Source organism: Herbidospora mongoliensis (assembly GCF_001570545.1).
Lineage (GTDB): Bacteria > Actinomycetota > Actinomycetes > Streptosporangiales > Streptosporangiaceae > Herbidospora > Herbidospora mongoliensis.
Genome location: NZ_BBXD01000011.1, coordinates 250,118 through 266,975, shown reverse-complemented (window position 1 = coordinate 266,975; position 16,858 = coordinate 250,118). Strand labels below are relative to the sequence as shown.

Here is a 16,858-nt window from a genome sequence, read left to right as displayed (position 1 = left end):
CTCGATCGCTGTCAGGGGGACGGTGAGCGCCTGCTTTGCAAGCAGGATTTCAGGAGTTCGAATCTCCCAGGCTCCACCAGCATAAACAAAACACACCCCACTAATGATCGCTTAGTGGGGGTGGTGTCTAACTGGGTGCCTACGTATCCCCGCTCATGGGGAAGATGTCGTCCATGGCTTCCGCCCCTTGCAGCAGGACAGATGGGAGCTGGAAGCGGTAGGCCGTCTGGGTGTTCGCGTAACCGACCAGGCGTGAGATGTACTCGAGTGACACTTCGCGGTCGAGGTGACGTGAAAACGGCCGCTATATGATCATCGGTACTTGTGAATTTCAGCTCACCGGTGAGAGGAGCGAGGGGCAGACGGCCGAGATGCTGGATCTGACCAACGCCTGACGCGGCCACCATCCCCAGCGCCGTCGCGTTGCTTCCTGGACTCCCCGGTGGCGCCTACGACCCCGCAGCACATATCTCGGGCGCGGCGCTCAGGATTCGCCGGCGTCATTCCTTCGCGCGATGAAGACGGAGCCGACGACCAAACCCAGGGCCAAACCCAGGGCGACACCGAGAGCGATGTTGTCAAAAAAAATCCCGACCGTGGTGCCGAAAATAGAGCCAAATGCGAGCCAGACCCCGAGATTTCCCGAGATCCCGAGACCTTCGGCGCCTGAAGGCATGTTGTTGCTCGTCATCGCATCTCTCCAGGACGTGGGCGGAAAGGCTGACAAACTGGCGGCCCACCACGGCGGATGCGCAACCACCTTCCTCCACAACATAACACCTGATATCAAAGTTCCCGCCCGCCATCGCATGATCTTTGGTTGTCTTCACAAACTCCGAATGATCTCGCGGTGGCCGCCGTTGTGTGATCCCCAGGAGAGCGGTCGAAGGGGAGTCATTGGGATTCGCGAACAACGGAACACCGCCTCTGACCTGAAGTTCAGCAGTGTCAGAGGATGGTACGGGCGGATGACCGCTGGACTGTGATCCAGCCTCCTCGTTGGCCGATTCTCCTGGACGAGCCCACCGAGTCAAGGGCTCCTGTCGGCGTCGCTTCGCCATCAGCTTCGCTGACTTTTGACACGGCGCGCTCGCTTTGCGGATCGGCAGCTACGAGGAGGAGGGGGAAGACCGGGGGCCTGGTGAACGGATCCGCTCATTTCGTGCCTGTCGTGTGCTCGATTGGGCGGGAAACGAGGGGGAACACCGGGGATTCACGGGGAACGCCATCAGCACGCTGAGCTGTGTCTTCGCAGGGCGAGCAAAATCGGTAGCCGTCTTTGCAGGCAGAATGTCAGGAGTTCGAATCTCCCAGGCTCCACCACACGTCAAAGACCACTTCCCATGATCAGGAAGTGATCTTTGATCTCATACAGCAGTAGATACAGCACGGTCAGACTTCCTGCGGAGCAGATTCATGGTGATCGCATCCTGCATGAGGCGGTCAACGTCGTGTTCCTCGCCTGCGCCGCCTCGGGCCTGCCGGGACCGGGTGAGACGCTCGGCCTCCCCGGCGGACGGGTCGCACTTTTCACAGGTGAGGCGATCGAGGGCCGCGTACAACGGGGCACACGGTGCCCGTACATGCGCATCCCGAACACCGCCATCTCGCCACGCAGGACACCAGCACGCTGGTCCGGTGCCTGCTGCGCGCCGCCGATCATGTGTTGCGAGCGGTCATCTCCAGCGGGATGCCAACCGACGCCTCTTCCGCCAGGCTTCATCGCGTGCTCGTGGTGGCGTCACCAGCGCTTCTTGGGTGATCTCTTAAATCAAGTGCTTGTGCCCTTGATCCAACTGGGCGCAGCGGGGGCGTTGCCTCCGTGTCATCACTTGACCCGAGGTCCCAATGAAATCGATGGTCTTGAACCATCCACGTACGAAGCTTCTGCTGGTGGCGCTCGCCGCAGCGACGACGCTGGCGGGCGTACCCGCCGCCGCGTACGCGGAAGGCAGTCCACCTGCGCCGGTGACCGGCGGAATCCCCTTGATCAACACGGACGAGAAGATCGGTCCGGGAATCAACTTAAAGCACGTGAAGGCGCTCGACCAGAAGGGCTGGTACGACGCGCAGTTCCTCACCGTTGACCTGTCCAACAGCGCGGTCAGCACCGACCTGCTGACCGCCGGGCCGGTCGCGTTCGGCGGGCCGCTCAGCGTGGCCGCCAACAAGGCCGGCGCTGTCGCGGGTGTCAACGGCGAGTTCTTCGACATCGGCAACTCCAACGCGGCGCTCGGTGGCGAGGTCCAGAACGGGCAGCTCATCAAGACCGCCGACATCGGCGGCCGCCAGCACGTCGGCGTCAGCGATGACGGCATCGCCCAGCTCGTGAACCTCATGGTCAACGCTGCCGCGAACTTCGCGGGTGCGGACCACACGGTTCTATCTGTCAACGCGGCGAACGGCGGTGGGGTCCCTGCGGACGGGCTGATCGCGTTCACGTCCGCGTGGGGCGATTACAGCCGCAACCGCGGCCTGACGGGTGTGGCCAACGACCAGATCGCCGAGGTGCTGGTCCAGAACGGCTCGGTCGTGTCGGTCACGCCGAATGGGCCCGCGGGCTCGGGGACGATCCCGGACGACGGCTTCGTGCTCGTCGGGCGCGGCGCCGCGGCGACCGCGATCCGCGCGCTGCAGCCCGGCAACCCGGTGACGCTCAGCTACGCGCTCGCCGACGACGCCGCGAAGACGATGAAGTTCGCGCTCGGCCACGGCGGCACCATCGTCACCGGCGGCCAGGTCGTCGGCGGCCTCGACCCCTCGATCGCCCCGCGCACCGCGCTCGGCTTCAAGGACGGCGGTCGCACGCTCGTGCTCGCCACCTGGGACGGTCCGGGCGGCACCGGCAAGGGCGGCGTCGGGATCGACAAGGAGGCGCGTGACCTCGTCGCGATGGGCGTGCAGACCGCGGTCAACCTCGACGGCGGCGGCTCGACCACGATGGTCGCCCGCGAGCTCGGCCACGACGACGCGACCGTCCGCAACGTCCCGTCCGATGGCCGCGAGCGCAACGACCCGAACGGCGTGGGGGTGTTCGTCGCGAAGGGCGACGGCAAGCTGCATGAGCTCCTCATTAAATCCGTGTCCGGCCTGAAGGTCTTCCCGGGGATGCACCTCACGTTCGTCGCGGAGGGCGTCGACAACCACCAGACACCGGTGGGCGTCGACCAGAAGTCCGTGCAGTGGTCCGCTCGTGGAGCGTCCGTCGAAGGCGGGACACTCGTGGCCCCGGCCAAGCCGAACGGCCGGATCACCGTCGACGCGCGGGTGGGTTCCGCGGTGGCGCAGCCCGCCAAAGTCACTGTTCTCGACCCGGTCGGCAGCGTCGAGCTGTCGTCCCAGCGCCTGTCGATCGCCGAGGCGACGCCCGCCCACGCGGTCACCGTCTCCGTGACCGGCCGCGACGACCAGGGTTACACGGCCCCGATCGACCCGCGGGACCTCGCGCTCGACTACGACCACAACGTCGTCGACATCCAGTCCGTGGACGGCAAGCTGAAGATCACCCCGCTCACCGCCGCGGGCACGATCCTCACGGTCTCGCTCGGCGGCAAGTCGGTCCAGCTCCCGATCACGGTCGGCGTTGAGACCAAGACGGTCTACGACTTCAATGACGACGTGCTCGCCCACTGGCGCAACAACAGCACCGCGGCCACGACGTTCTCGGTGGACCCCGACGGTCTGCGGATCGACTTCAACGCGATGCGCAACGTGGGCATCACGGCGACGTCGGCGGCCGGGCGCGTCGCCGTGCCCGGCCAGCCGCTGCGCCTGCGGATGCGGATCAAGTCGAGCGTCAACGTGCCGAGCGGCCTGACCTACATGGCCTACTACGACGCGACCGGCAAGAGCACCGGCATCTACGGCACCGCCCTGACCGCGAGCAACGACTGGCAGTACGCGACGTGGACGCTGCCGGCGAACACGGCGTTCCCGATCTCGATCTCGGGCTTCCAAGGCATCAACACGAGCGTCCCCGAGCAGAAGGCGGGCACGTTCGTCCTGGACCGCATCGAGGCCGACGTCCCGACGTCGATCGACTTGCCTGCCCAGCCCGGCCTGAGGCCCGACCCGCTCATCTCCGACGACGGCTCACTGCCCGAGGGCCCCGGCACGTGGCAGTTCGCCACGCTGTCGGACGTGCAGTTCACGGCCGACAACCCGGCGCTGACCCAGGTCGCGACGGCCGCCATCAAGCGGATCCGCAAGACCGAGCCGGACCTGCTCGTCCTCAACGGTGACATCACCGACCGTGGCCTGCCGCAGGACCTCACGCTTGCCCGCCAGGTGCTCACCGATGCCGGGTGCGACCTCATCCCGGTCGGCCAGGAGCCGTCGGAAGACAGCACGCCGAACCCGAACGCCGGCTCGATCCCGTGTTACTACGTGCCGGGCAACCACGAGTCCTACGGTCTCAACAACGTCCAGTCCGACCTGACGAACTTCACCAAGGAGTTCGGCCGGCCGTACCGGACCTTCGACCACAAGGGCACGCGGTTCATCCTGCTCGCCAGCTCGCTCGGGTCGCTGCGCTCGTCGGCGTGGGAGCAGCTCCCGATGCTGCAGAAGGCGCTCGGCGACGCGGAGAAGGACCAGTCGGTACACAACGTCGTGGTGTTCGCCCACCATCCGGTGGACGACCCCGCCGAGGCCAATTCCAGTCAGCTCGGGGACCGCGACGAGGTCGCGCTCATCGAGAACATGCTCACGGACTTCCGTGACTCCACGGGCAAGGGCACCGCGATGGTCGGATCCCACGCTCAGATCGCCGACGTCCACCGCCTCGAAGGCGTGCAGTACATGGTGCTGCCGTCGTCGGGCAAGGACCCGTACGGCACGCCGGACCGCGGCGGTTTCACCGGGTGGGTCAACTGGTCTGTCGACTCGCGGCGGGACGCGGACAAGCAGTGGCTCGAGGCCGAGGTGCGCGCCTTCGCGCAGTCCATCACGCTCAACACCCCTGACTCGCTCGAGGTGAGCGGGACGGCGCAGCTCTCGGGCAGCATCGTGCAGCCGGCGGGCGTGTCGACGGGCACGCGTGTGGTGCCGCTGCGGTACCCGATGTCGGTCGGCTGGAGCGGCTCGTCCAACCTGGCGATCGGCAGCGGGCAGGATGCCATCGACACGGCCCTCCGCAAGGGCAGGGTCGCGATCCTGGACCCGCAGACCCGGACGCTCACCGCGCTGAACCCCGGCTCGGTGACCGTGACGGTGACGAACGACTCGATGCGCGCCTACACCGACGACAGCTCGCTCGCGCCGATCACGACCTCGAAGACCATCCAGGTCCTGCGCGGCAAGTGACCGTTACCAACACCTGGCCCGCAACCGCTACGGATCGGCTCCTGAGCGGTCTGACGCGCGGGGCGGCTTGACTGAGGGCGAGCACGTACATGCTCGCCCTCAGCGTTGCCCGGCCGATGTTGCCACCACACGTCTGAACGGGCCACGGAGCTCTCCACGTGATGGCTGGCTCCCGTTTGCAAGCAGGATGTCGGGAGTTCGAATCTCCTCGGCTCTACCCATGTAAAAGCCCAGTTCAGATGCTATTCCTCTGGGCTTCAATGTTTTATCGGGCTGGTTTCGCTTCCGTGCCCGTTGCGTGCCTGATGGTTTCTCCGGTGCCCGTCGGGCGGGGTCGTCGAGCTTGTCGGCTATCTCGCGCTGTCGTCCGTCGGTGGAGTGCGGGTCGTGGAAGTGGATCTTCAGAAGCTCTGCGTCTGTGAGGGCCTTGGACCACACACGGCGGTTGAAATTGACGTCCGAAGGTCACGTCGACGCAGGCAGTTTGAGGAAGGATTCCTGGATGTCCGCGCGGGCTTCCCGGCGGATCCGTCCTCATAACGCGCGCTGAAACCAGATCATATTGGCCTGAAAATCCCTTATTGGCGGAGGGTCTGAAAGTCAGTCCGCGCCTAGTGCGTGATCATAATGACGGCCTTCTTCCCCTGGACCGCCAGCACCTCGAAGTTGACGTCGTTGATGGTGCTGGGGCCGCCTTGGTCCGGCGTCTGCTCGGACATGCTTATCTGCGCGCCGGACGCCGTGACCGCGTTGAAGGCGACCGAGTCGTCTTCGACGGTGACCTCGACCGGCGCCAGGCCCCACTTGTCGTCCAGCGTGATGACCTGGCCGTTTGAAACGAGCACCTCACAATTCGCGTCCCGGCACGCCCGAAACTTTGTGCCGTTCCTGGCTATTGGGAGTGACGCCGCCCGCGGCAGGGAAGTCGATGGCGGAGAACTTGCCATAGAAGACGACGGTGCCGGAGCGGCGACGACCTCGTCGGGACGGCGGGTGAGGCCGTTTGCACCGCTGCGGAGCCGCAGCTGGTGAGCAACCCAAAACAGCCACCCCGCGCCCGTCAGTATCACCCGATTGGTCGGTCTGCCGGGCATCTCGTCCCCTTGCGCTCGGCAACGTCAGGCACCAATATCGTGCCAAAGCTTCGGGATCTATCCCGTCGCAATGAGGTTTTCTCGGTGAAATTGATCCGGTCAGTAGGGATGGTTCCGGGTCGATTCGGGTGATAGCTGTACTTGGCGGAAACTCCCGAAACAGGCGTGGAGCCCCGGCCGGGTCGGCTGAAACTCGTCGAGAAACCTTAATGTCGATAGAACTACGCATATCTGTCGAAGGGGAAACCATGCATAGGATGGCCATAACCGCCCTAACCCTCGCGTGCGCCGTGGTCGTGACGCCCGCCGTGGCCGCTGTCCCGGCCACCGCCACCGCCAAACCCGCCTATCGCGGCTGCTACGACGGGAAATGTCATTTCACCTTCTCCAAATCCGTCAGTTTTCGCATTTCCAAGAAGCGTTACGGCTTTTCGAGGGTGTACGTGTCGAAGAAGTTCGTCGGCGGCATGTTCAACACGGACATGGTCGTGGTGCGGGGACCTGGCATGACCTCTTCCCTGGGCGAAGGCGCTCGAGGAGGCCTGCGCGCAAACGGCAAGAACACACTCTCTTTCCGCGTGGTGGCCATCACGAGCCAAGGGGCCACGATCCGTTTCACCGGATGACCCGACTGGTCGGTGCGGCCTAGCCGAGCAGACCGACGAATGGAGCGAGGTCCGCCGCTACATCGGGATGGACATTCTCGCCAGAGCCCAACTTCGTGTGATCAATGGCGACGCGCCGATCCCGAAGGCATCGCAGGAGATGCTTACTGCTTGACCTGCAAGAATAGATTCACGCGAAAACCGATCTCTTACGCCACTCCACTGGATGTGACGGTCTGATCTGGTATGCGTCATTTGTCATACTGTCGTCTATGGCTTCTCTTGTGCACCATGTGACCATCGACTGTGCGGACACCTACCGGCTCGGGACGTTCTGGGCGGAGGTGCTCGATGCCAAGCTCGGTGATGATGATCATCCTGGTGACCCCGAGGCCCTGGTCGAGGCGGAGGGCGTCGCGATCCTGTTCGTCGCCGTCCCGGAGGGCAAGACAATTAAGAACCGGATCCACTTCGACATCCAGCCCACGGATCGCAATCGCGATGAGGAAGTCGAGCGCCTGCTCTCCCTTGGTGCCACTCTGGTGGCCGACCGCCGCCGCCCCGACGGCTCCGGCTGGGTCACTCTCGCCGACATCGAAGGCAACGAGTTCTGCGTCGAGCGCAGCGCCGCCGAGCGTGCCGCCACCACATCCTGACCTTCCTGTCGAGTGTCGGTGCGCCAACCCTGCGTTCCGCCGATCGCAACCAATCACTCAGGAGGGCGCCTTCCCTGATCGACCTCGGCCCCCTCATGGCCTGACGGGCAGACCTTTTGGCCGCTGCAGGAGGGCCGCCGTCCTAGAGTCCAGTCGGCATCCTGGGGCAGTCACGGTGGCTTCCCGCCCGGTCGCGTGCGGGTGATCTTCGGCCAGGACACGGATGCAGTCGGCGTGCCGCATCCGCTGCCTCGGCTCGGGCATGCCGCGCTGCTCAGGTCGTGGGCTGTCGACGTCGCCACCCCGAGCGCCTGGCCCTCGGCAGGCCGGGTGAACTTCTGGCGGGAGTGGGCGAGCGCAGCGACTGTCGGCGTGCAGGAGGTGACGACGCGGTCGAGAACCGACGGCCGAGCGGGGTCGGGGTGGCTGGAATGGTGTCCGGCCGCGTGGAGGGCAGCAGCCCGAGCAGCCCGCCGGGCGCCCACCAGACCCTCGGCCATTCCTTAGCGGAGTGCCCGGAGGTGGCGGCCTTCGGTGGCCCAGGGCGTTCAGAACAGGCTCTGCGGCGACTTGCCAGAGCCATGCCAGGATGGCGCGCATCTGATCCTGGGCTGCGAAGGTGTCGCGGCCGGTGTCGGTGCTTTCGGCCGGCGCCTGGTGGAAGGCGTCGACCTGATCGTCAGCGGTGGCTCGGCAGGGGGCAGGCCACCGCATAGGCGGGTTCGACGCCCGGCCGCAGGCCGGGGCAGGTGGCCGAACGGGGCAACCAGCCACGCTGTCACGTCTTTGGCAGGAGTGCGGTCACAGCCATTCCGCCTTCATCTTCGAGATCGAACCCGGCCGGTTGTAGATGACGCCGCCGACCGCCGCCATGTTCGGCGCTGCGCCTGTTGCCGGGTGCACCTGGCATATATCAGCTTAATTCGCACTATTCCAAAATCGCCCAGCACAGCATGAGAAGATCCATATTTTACCAATGCCGGGACTGTATACCTTTATGGATTTATGTGCCCCGCCTGGTCCGAACAACTGAGATCTGAACGTATGTCCCGCAACGAGCTTGACTCCGTCGATCGGTAGAGTCGGCCTGAATGCGAATAATCGGTTATCTGCCTGGGTGCGGAACTGCCGATCTAAAAGGAAGATGATCATGGTTGATGCCAGACACCCGCGTGTTGTGCCGCGGCGTATCGTTCGTTCCTGGCTGGCCGGAGTTCTTACAGCCACGGTCGCGACGGGGCTTCTCGTCGCGACACCACATGCTGCCAATGCGGCTGTTGCGGTAAATCTCGGATCGGCCGCGAACTTCGCGGTCCTGGCCGGCAGCACCGTCACCAACACCGGTCCTACTCTGGTCACCGGGGATCTTGGATCGAGCCCGGGGGCGGCGGTCACGGGCTTTCCGCCCGGCATCGTGGTCGGCGCCATCCATGCGGCCGATGCCGTGGCCGCCACGGCCCAGACCGACCTGACCGCCGCTTACAACAACGCCGCCGGACAGGCTCCCGACGCCACCATCCCGACAGAACTCGGCGGGACGGTCGTGACACCGGGCACGTACAACTCCGCTGCGGGCACCTTCGGGATCACCGGAAACCTGACCCTCGACGCGCAGGGAGACCCGAACGCGGTCTTCATCTTCCAGGCCGCCACCACCCTCATCACCGCAGCAGCCAGCACGGTGACCCTCACTGGTGGCGCCCAGCCGTGCAACGTCTTCTGGCAGGTCGGAAGCTCGGCCACACTGGGAGCCGCCTCCGGACTCGCCGGGAACATCCTCGCGCTGGCCTCGATCACCGTGGGCGCGGGCGGGACCGTGAACGGCCGCGCGCTGGCCCGCAACGGTGCCGTCACTCTGGACACGAACACCATCACACGGTCCGTCTGCGCGGTTCAGCCTTCCGGCACGACCACCACGCTGAACTCGTCGTGCGCCATCAACCAGCAGGGCCCGATCACTTTCATCGCGACAGTGAGCTCTCTCGGCCCCAATGTCCCCACCGGCCTGGTCGAGTTCTTCTCCGACGGGGTGAGCCTGGGGACGGCTCCGCTTGATGCCAACGGCCAGGCCACCCTGACCGTGGCGACCCTTTCCGAGGGCGCGCACGAGATCGTCGCCAGTTTCCCTGGCTCGGCCGAGTCGGATCCCAGCACCTCAGCGGTGTTCATCCAGAAGGTCGATGCCAATGGCTTCTGCGCGATAGAGGCCTGCCAGTGCGAAACATGCACTGTGCCCTGACTATCTCCTGACGCGAATCATCTTATTCTTCCGGGCGATCTTTGGATGGCTCTTACCTGTCTGTCATGGAAGCCATCTGATCGCGATCCAGAACGGTACGAAGTAAATGAACTCTGCTAGAAGACAAAGCTTTTTTGTCGTACGGTCCGGCGGACATCTTCAGGCTCGGAGAGTTGCGGCCACCCTGGCGGGAGCTTTTCTCGCGGTATCACTCCAGACGCCGGCGGCCATCGCCGCGGAGAAGTTTGACGTCGTTTCCACGGATTATCCTGTCCGCGGTGACGAGACGGTTCCAGCTCGTCACCACAAGGACATCTACCGGAAACCGCCCCCGTACGCGAAGAAGCGCTGCTGGGAGAAGTGCCGTTGGTCCCACAAGTGCAAAAGCACCTGCTGCACCTGCCACCGCGGTCCGCGTGGTTGGCGCGGACCTCGGGGATGGCCCGGTAAGGAAGGCCCGGCAGGCCCGAAGGGCCCAAAGGGCAAAGACGGACGAAAGGGCCCGCAGGGACCAGCAGGCCCCACTGGTGCCACAGGTCCGGCAGGCGCTGACGGCCTAGACGGTCCCGCAGGCCCCACAGGCGCGATGGGCCCGGGCGGCCCAGCGGGCGCAACGGGGGCGACAGGCCCGGCAGGGGCCAACGGCTCGGCCGGACCTGCGGGTCCTCAAGGCGTGACGGGTCCCTCCGGTGCCACAGGTCCGGCAGGGGCGAATGGTCCTGCCGGACCTGCGGGCCCTCAAGGTACAGCGGGCGCAACGGGCGCAACCGGTCCGGTGGGCCCGGCGGGGGCCAATGGCTTGACCGGGCCTGCGGGTCCTCAAGGCGCGGCGGGTCCCACGGGTGCAACAGGTCAGACAGGAGCGAATGGTCCCGCCGGACCTGCGGGCCCTCAAGGTGCAACGGGCGGAACCGGTCCTGCCGGCCCCCAGGGCGCGACGGGCCCGTTGGGTGCCACAGGCCCGGCGGGAGCGAACGGCGTGGCCGGACCTGCGGGTCCTCAAGGTGCAACGGGTGCAACGGGCGGAACCGGTCCGGCTGGACCGGTCGGTCCTCAGGGCGCGGCGGGTCCCACGGGTGCCACAGGTCAGACAGGAGCGAACGGCTCGGCCGGACCTGCGGGTCCTCAAGGTGCAACGGGTGCAACGGGCGCAACCGGTCCGGGTGGACCGGTCGGCCCTCAAGGCGCGACGGGCCCGTCGGGTGCCACAGGCCCGGCAGGGGCCAACGGCTCGGCCGGACCTGCAGGTTCTCAAGGCGCGACGGGTGCGACGGGTGCAACGGGCGGAACCGGTCCGGCCGGCCCTCAAGGCGCGACGGGCTCGTCGGGTGCAACAGGCCCGGCAGGGGCCAACGGCTCGGCCGGGCCTGCGGGTCCTCAAGGCGCGGCGGGTGCAACGGGTGCAACAGGTCAGACAGGGGCGAATGGTCCTGCCGGACCTGCGGGTCCTCAAGGTATAGCGGGCGCAACGGGCCCGGTAGGCCCGGAGGGCCCGGCAGGGGCTAACGGCTCGGCCGGGCCTGCGGGTCCTCAAGGCGCGGCGGGTGCAACGGGTGCAACAGGTCAGACAGGGGCGAATGGTCCTGCCGGACCTGCGGGCCCCCAAGGTACAACAGGCGCAACAGGCGCAACGGGCCCAGAAGGACCGGCCGGCGCCAACGGCTCGGCCGGACCAGCAGGCCCTCAAGGCACAACGGGCGCAACCGGCCCGGCAGGGGCCAATGGCTTGGCCGGACCTGCGGGTCCTCAAGGTGTGACAGGTGCAACGGGTGCAACCGGTCCGGCAGGACCGGTCGGCCCTCAGGGTGCAACGGGCCCGTCGGGTGCCGCAGGCCCGGCAGGAGCGAACGGCTTGGCCGGACCTGCCGGCCCTCAGGGTGCAACGGGGGTGACGGGTGCAACGGGGGCAACGGGCGTAACGGGCGCAACTGGTCCGGCAGGACCGGCAGGGGCCAATGGCTCGGCCGGACCTGCAGGCCCTCAAGGCACAACGGGGGCAACGGGTGCCACAGGTCAGACAGGAGCGGAAGGTCCTGCCGGACCTGCGGGCCCTCAAGGCGCGACGGGCGCAACCGGCGCAACCGGTCCGGCGGGACCGGTAGGACCGGCATGTCCGGGACAATGCTCCACCGAGAAGTGGGGCGTCATCGGCCGCAACAGCGCGGGGGGCCCAAGCGCCGTCAATCGCGTCGGTCCGTACGGCCGCAGAAACCCCACCGTCTCTGCGGCCGATATGCCACCGCCCTACGGCGTCGGCAGTCTGGGGATCATCGTGGGCGAAGGGACGGACAGGATCGCCTACGGCAACGAGACGAACTTCGCGGATTTGCCGATCAGCGAACTCGTCACCCTGAAGTACTGGGTGTTCGCCGGCACCAATTCAATGGCGGGGGTCTCACTGCCGGCCATCAACATCGAGGCCGACCCCAACGTGGGATTGGTGAACGAGACCACGTTGATCTACATGCCCGACGTTTCCGTCAGTCCGTCGGCCCCTGTAGTCCGGGTACCCAACGTCTGGCAGCAGTACGACGCCAGTGCCACCGGCAGCAGATGGTACGCCAGTGGCGCGACGGGAGTCCTGATCAACTGCACTGCGGTTTCTCCGTGCTCGTTCGACGAGCTCAAGACCAGACTGCCGGACGCGGTGATCACTTACAGCCTGGGATTCAACAGCGACAACTCCTTCATCGGCGCGATCGACGGACTACAGGTGAACAACACCGTCTATGACTTCGAGTCTTTCGGAGTCCGCAAGAGGCTTCTGACGCCATGAGCCAAGCACGGTCAGATTCCCGGATCACTCATGGCCGATGTGGTCTCGATCATCGCGGGGGAGAGCTCATCGGTTCGCGGGCGCCAGACCGTCACCGGCCAATGGTAGCCGTCATGTCAGGATCGTCGTCCACCAGTCGGACCTGGAGGGCGGACGGCCTCGTAGAGGCCGCTGATCGCCTCAGTGCGACCGTTCGAGATTCTTCATTCGTGCCGCCGGTCGAGCTGGATGGAGGAGTTCGAGTAGGCGACCGTTAGCTTCACGGGAAATGAATGGCTCGTGGTTGTTGCCCCTTCAGGGCACCTGCCACGGGCCATTTCGCGTTCGCGTACATGGGGGACGACCCCCGAGCCCTTTGATGCGAAGGACTATTCGCGCTCGGCTGGCCGGTAGGTGTCGGCCGTGCCCGTCGATCGAGCTCGTTCGGCGAGTTCATCATGATCGCCTGTGGCGATCGGCGCGAAAAGAGCTTGGCTCTCCATTGCTATGACGGGTCGCGCCGGCGTCGCCGCAGGAGGTGGGACTCGGCCAAGCCTCGAACCATCCGAGGTCGGCGTCGGTTTCTGTGCGGGCTTGACCTCGGAGTCGGCGTCGAGAATCCCGACCTGCCACACCCGTTCGCCGATCTTCTTGCGTGCAGGCTCGTCAGCGGACATGTTTGAAAAATGCTCCCGGAGACACCGAAATTCGGCATGTGCCAGGGCGGCCTCGATCCGCTGCGTGTCGACGATCTCGCGGCGCGCGTTGATGATGCGCTTGCCGGCCTGGGTGGACCTACAGCTCATGAGATGGTCATCGAGTTCGGCAAGATCTTGAGTGACAGGTCCGAGTCGGAAATCGGCTACGACACCCAGCAGGTGATCGAAGCCTTTGAGGAACGGGCGAAGCAGTACGAGGAGCGATTCCCGCAGGAATACAGACGAGTTCTCGGGCTGTCGGTCTTCGCCTGGAGACACGTGGTGCCTCCCTTCGTGGCGATCGTGACAGGCCTCGTAGCCCTCGGGCTGACCATCACCGAGGCCATCAGGTGATGGCCGTCGGCTGTGACTGAGCACATGGCTTGACGGCCATACCGTGCCCGTACGGCCGACTGGGACATGATCCCAACAGGCCTTGGTTTCTCATTCACGTGCCGGATCAGCTCGCGTCGTGCCGCTGAACCAGCGGATCGCGGGGACGGTGGACCGAGACGTCGGGTAGTCCGGTAGCGGCAATCGCCTGTAGTGCCGTTCAGAAGCTGGGCCTCCTCCTCTCCGAGTTCTTCAGAGGAGAACAGCAACTCGGACAACACGATCTCCACGCAGGCCAGGGAGAACCGGTCGAGCCAGGCTTCCCACGCTTCTTCAGTACCTCATCGGGGTTCAGGGGACCGCATGCTCCTTTGAAGTGGTGCCGGGTGCCACCCGAACGTGCACACAGTCACTCTCGGTGCTGATCTCCCATACAGTATGTGCCATACACTATATCCCAGCGCAAGTGGGATGGACGGAGTGACCTAGCATGCGGAGATGCGGACAACTGCGGGCGTTGTGCTTGCGGGCGGGCGTTCCACGCGAATGGGGCAGTCCAAGGCCTGGCTGGAGTGGCACGGTTCGACATTGCTGTATCGAGCCGCCGCGGTCCTCGCCCGGACGGTCGACGGCCCGGTGATCGTGGTGGCCGCGCCTGGGCAGGAGCTTCCGGCGCTTCCCTCGTACGTCTCGGTGGTCGAGGATCCCGTGGAAGGTCTGGGCCCGATGCAGGGGCTGGCCGTAGGGCTCGCGGCGGTGGCCGACCGGGCCGAGACGGCCTTCGTGTGCTCCACTGACATGCCGTTCCTCCACCCCGCCTTCGTCCGCCGCGTGCTGCGCGCGCTGCCCGACGGGACCGACGTCGCGTTGCCGGTGGCGCGGGGGTTCCGGCAGCCGCTGGCCGCCGGTTACCGGACCTCGCTGGCGCCGCTGATCAAAGACCTGCTGTCCAAGGGCGACCTCCGGCCGGGCATGCTCTTCAAGCACTGCGAGGTTGTGCAGCTGAGCGACGAGGAACTGCTGGCCGACGCCGAGCTCATGCGGCGCGACCCGACGCTGGAGTCCGTGGTGAACGTCAACTCTCCCGACGACTACGCGGAGGCCCGCGACCGGGCGCCGGTGGAGGTCGTGGTGGAGTGCTTCGGGGCGCTGGCGAGGAACGGCAGTCATCGGCCGCACGAGGTCCGGGCCGCCACCCTCGGGGCCGCCGCGACCGCGGTCGGGCTCACCCTCAACCGCCACGTGGTGGCCGCGCTCAACGGCGACCAGGTCACCCGGGACGAGTGGCTGCCTCTGGTGGCGGGCGACACGGTCTCCTTCCTGTCCGCGGACGCCGGAGGCTGAGAAAATGGCGCCAGGTGGATTCTTCGGACGGGCCCTGATCGTGGACGTCGCCGGGCAGCTGGCGACGAGCGCTCCCTACGAGCTCGACGATCGGGTGCTGCGGGCCTATCTGGGCGGGGTGGGCCTCGGCACCTGGTTGCTGCACCGGCTGGCGCCCCCCGGGGTCGATCCGCTCGCTCCCGAGGCGCCGCTGGCCTTCGTCTTCTCCTCGCTGGTCGGCACCCCGTTGACGACCAGCGCGAAGTTCGCCGTGGTGGCCAAGTCGCCGTTGACCGGGCTGCTGACCGACGCCCTCGCGTCCAGCCAGTTCGCCATCGCGGGCAAGCTGACCGGGCACGACGCGATCGTGATCCGGGGGCGCGCCGACGTGCTCTCGGTGCTGCTGATCGACGGCGACGGGGTGCGTCTCGAACCGGCCCCTGAGCTCGCCGGGCTGGCAGCGGCCGAGGCGGAGTCCGCGGCGCGGGAGCGGTTCGGCCGCACCTGGCGCACCGCGGCCATCGGGCCGGCGGGGGAGCGTCAGGTGAGCTACGCGACCATCAGCCACGACGGCCGGCATGCCGGACGGGGCGGCCTGGGCGCGACGATGGGCGCGAAGAACATCAAGGCCGTGCTGGTCAGGGCGGCGACGAAGGTGTCGGTCGCCGACCAGCCCGGAGTGCTCGCCGCCGCTCGCGACCTGCGCAAGCGCAGTTTCGGTCCGGCGACCGCGAAATACCGGGAGCTGGGCACGCTGGCCAATCTCCTGGCGTTCAACGCCGTCAGCACCCTGCCCACCCGCAACTTCACCGCGGCGACCTTCGAAGGCGCGCAGCAGCTGGCCGCCGAGGAACTGCACGAGCTGCGCGGAGTGGCGCGCAACAGCTGCGCGTCGTGCTCGATCGGCTGCGAGCACATCTACTCGCGCAAGGGCGGTGGCAGCCAGCGGATGGAGTACGAGAACGTCTTCGCGCTCGGGCCGCTCTGCGGCGTGTCCGACCCCGACGAGGTGTTCGCGGCCAGCGCCCGCTGCGACGAGCTGGGCATCGACACCATTTCTGCGGGCGGCACGATCGCTTGGGCGATGGAGTGCGTCGAACGCGGTCTGCTCGACGAGCCGTGGCTGCGGTTCGGCGACGGCGCGGCCCTGCTCCGCGCGCTCGACGCGATCGGGGAGCGGTCGCCCGGCCTCGGGGAACTGCTCGCGCAGGGCTCGCGCCGGGCCGCCGCCGTGGTCGGGCACGGTTCGATCGACTTCGCGCCCCAGGTCAAGGGGCTGGAGCTGCCCGGTTACGAGCCGCGCAGCCTGCAGACGATGGCGCTCGGGCTCGCGGTGAACGCCCGGGGAGCCGACCACAACCGGTCGGGCGCCTACGAGGCCGACCTGTCGGGCGACCTCGACCGGCTGGCGGGCGGTTCCGCCCACGTCACCGCCGCGATCGCCACCGAGGATCGCGCCGCGGTCATGGACTCGATGATCCTGTGCAAGTTCCTGCGCGGTGTCTTCGACGACCCGTTCACGGAGTGGGCCGCGCTGCTCGCGCTGGTCACCGGATGGCAGGTGGACGCGGCCGAGCTGCGGGACACCGCGCGGCGGATCGTCCGGGCCAAACGCGCCTTCAACATGCGCGAGGGAGCCACGGCGGCCGATGACACGCTGCCGGCCCGCATGCTGACCACGCCGCTGGAGCTCGGCTCCGGCCGCCACGCGACGCTGGACGCGGACCGGCTGCGGTCGATGATCGCCGGCTATTACGCGGCGCGCGGCCTCGACGAGGAGGGCCGCGTCGTGACCGAAATCCCTGACCTGCTGCTGGACGCATAGCCTGGCAGTTGAACCAGGACAATTGC

The 16,858-nt window shown here is 66.7% G+C and carries 11 protein-coding genes; 8 read left to right on the top strand and 3 right to left on the bottom strand.

The window, feature by feature from the left end; all coding sequences use genetic code 11:
• Positions 1–484: 484 nt before the first annotated feature.
• Positions 485–691, bottom strand: coding sequence for a glycine zipper domain-containing protein (locus AW272_RS12795; RefSeq protein ID WP_066364043.1), 207 nt, complete (start codon positions 689–691; stop codon positions 485–487).
• A gap of 1,202 nt (positions 692–1,893) precedes the next feature.
• On the opposite strand from AW272_RS12795, the gene AW272_RS12790 reads away from it, so the two are divergent.
• On the top strand, positions 1,894–5,304 hold the full coding sequence (locus AW272_RS12790; protein ID WP_169807538.1) for a phosphodiester glycosidase family protein: 3,411 nt from the start codon (positions 1,894–1,896) through the stop codon (positions 5,302–5,304).
• Between the two features lie 611 nt (positions 5,305–5,915).
• Here the strand turns inward: AW272_RS12790 and AW272_RS12785 are convergent.
• A complete protein-coding gene (locus AW272_RS12785; RefSeq protein WP_066364040.1) occupies positions 5,916–6,149 on the bottom strand; it encodes a hypothetical protein in 234 nt (77 codons plus the stop codon).
• A gap of 506 nt (positions 6,150–6,655) precedes the next feature.
• On the opposite strand from AW272_RS12785, the gene AW272_RS12780 reads away from it, so the two are divergent.
• The 4 genes from AW272_RS12780 to AW272_RS44130 all read left to right on the top strand — a co-directional run bounded on the left by AW272_RS12780 (position 6,656) and on the right by AW272_RS44130 (position 12,674).
• Positions 6,656–7,024, top strand: a complete 369-nt coding sequence (locus AW272_RS12780) for a hypothetical protein (protein ID WP_157518517.1) — start codon at positions 6,656–6,658, stop codon at positions 7,022–7,024.
• A 251-nt stretch (positions 7,025–7,275) separates the two neighbouring features.
• A complete protein-coding gene (locus tag AW272_RS12775) occupies positions 7,276–7,659 on the top strand; it encodes a VOC family protein (RefSeq protein ID WP_066364036.1) in 384 nt (127 codons plus the stop codon).
• A 1,060-nt stretch (positions 7,660–8,719) separates the two neighbouring features.
• Complete coding sequence (locus AW272_RS12770) at positions 8,720–9,898, top strand: ice-binding family protein (protein ID WP_218010876.1); 1,179 nt, start codon at positions 8,720–8,722, stop codon at positions 9,896–9,898.
• Positions 9,899–12,170: 2,272 nt separating this feature from the next.
• On the top strand, positions 12,171–12,674 hold the full coding sequence (locus AW272_RS44130; RefSeq protein ID WP_218010875.1) for a hypothetical protein: 504 nt from the start codon (positions 12,171–12,173) through the stop codon (positions 12,672–12,674).
• Between the two features lie 368 nt (positions 12,675–13,042).
• Here AW272_RS44130 and AW272_RS41990 read toward each other — a convergent pair whose 3' ends face one another.
• Positions 13,043–13,330 (bottom strand): hypothetical protein, encoded by a 288-nt coding sequence (locus AW272_RS41990; RefSeq protein ID WP_157518516.1) that lies wholly within the window; start codon positions 13,328–13,330, stop codon positions 13,043–13,045.
• A gap of 9 nt (positions 13,331–13,339) precedes the next feature.
• Between AW272_RS41990 and AW272_RS12755 the strand changes: the two genes are divergently transcribed.
• The 3 genes from AW272_RS12755 to AW272_RS12745 all read left to right on the top strand — a co-directional run bounded on the left by AW272_RS12755 (position 13,340) and on the right by AW272_RS12745 (position 16,832).
• A complete protein-coding gene (locus AW272_RS12755) occupies positions 13,340–13,705 on the top strand; it encodes a hypothetical protein (protein WP_066364028.1) in 366 nt (121 codons plus the stop codon).
• Between the two features lie 477 nt (positions 13,706–14,182).
• Positions 14,183–15,028: an NTP transferase domain-containing protein gene (locus tag AW272_RS12750; RefSeq protein ID WP_066364026.1), complete on the top strand. Its 846-nt coding sequence runs from the start codon at positions 14,183–14,185 to the stop codon at positions 15,026–15,028.
• 4 nt (positions 15,029–15,032) lie between these two features.
• Positions 15,033–16,832, top strand: a complete 1,800-nt coding sequence (locus AW272_RS12745) for an aldehyde ferredoxin oxidoreductase family protein (RefSeq protein ID WP_066364025.1) — start codon at positions 15,033–15,035, stop codon at positions 16,830–16,832.
• Positions 16,833–16,858: the final 26 nt, after the last annotated feature.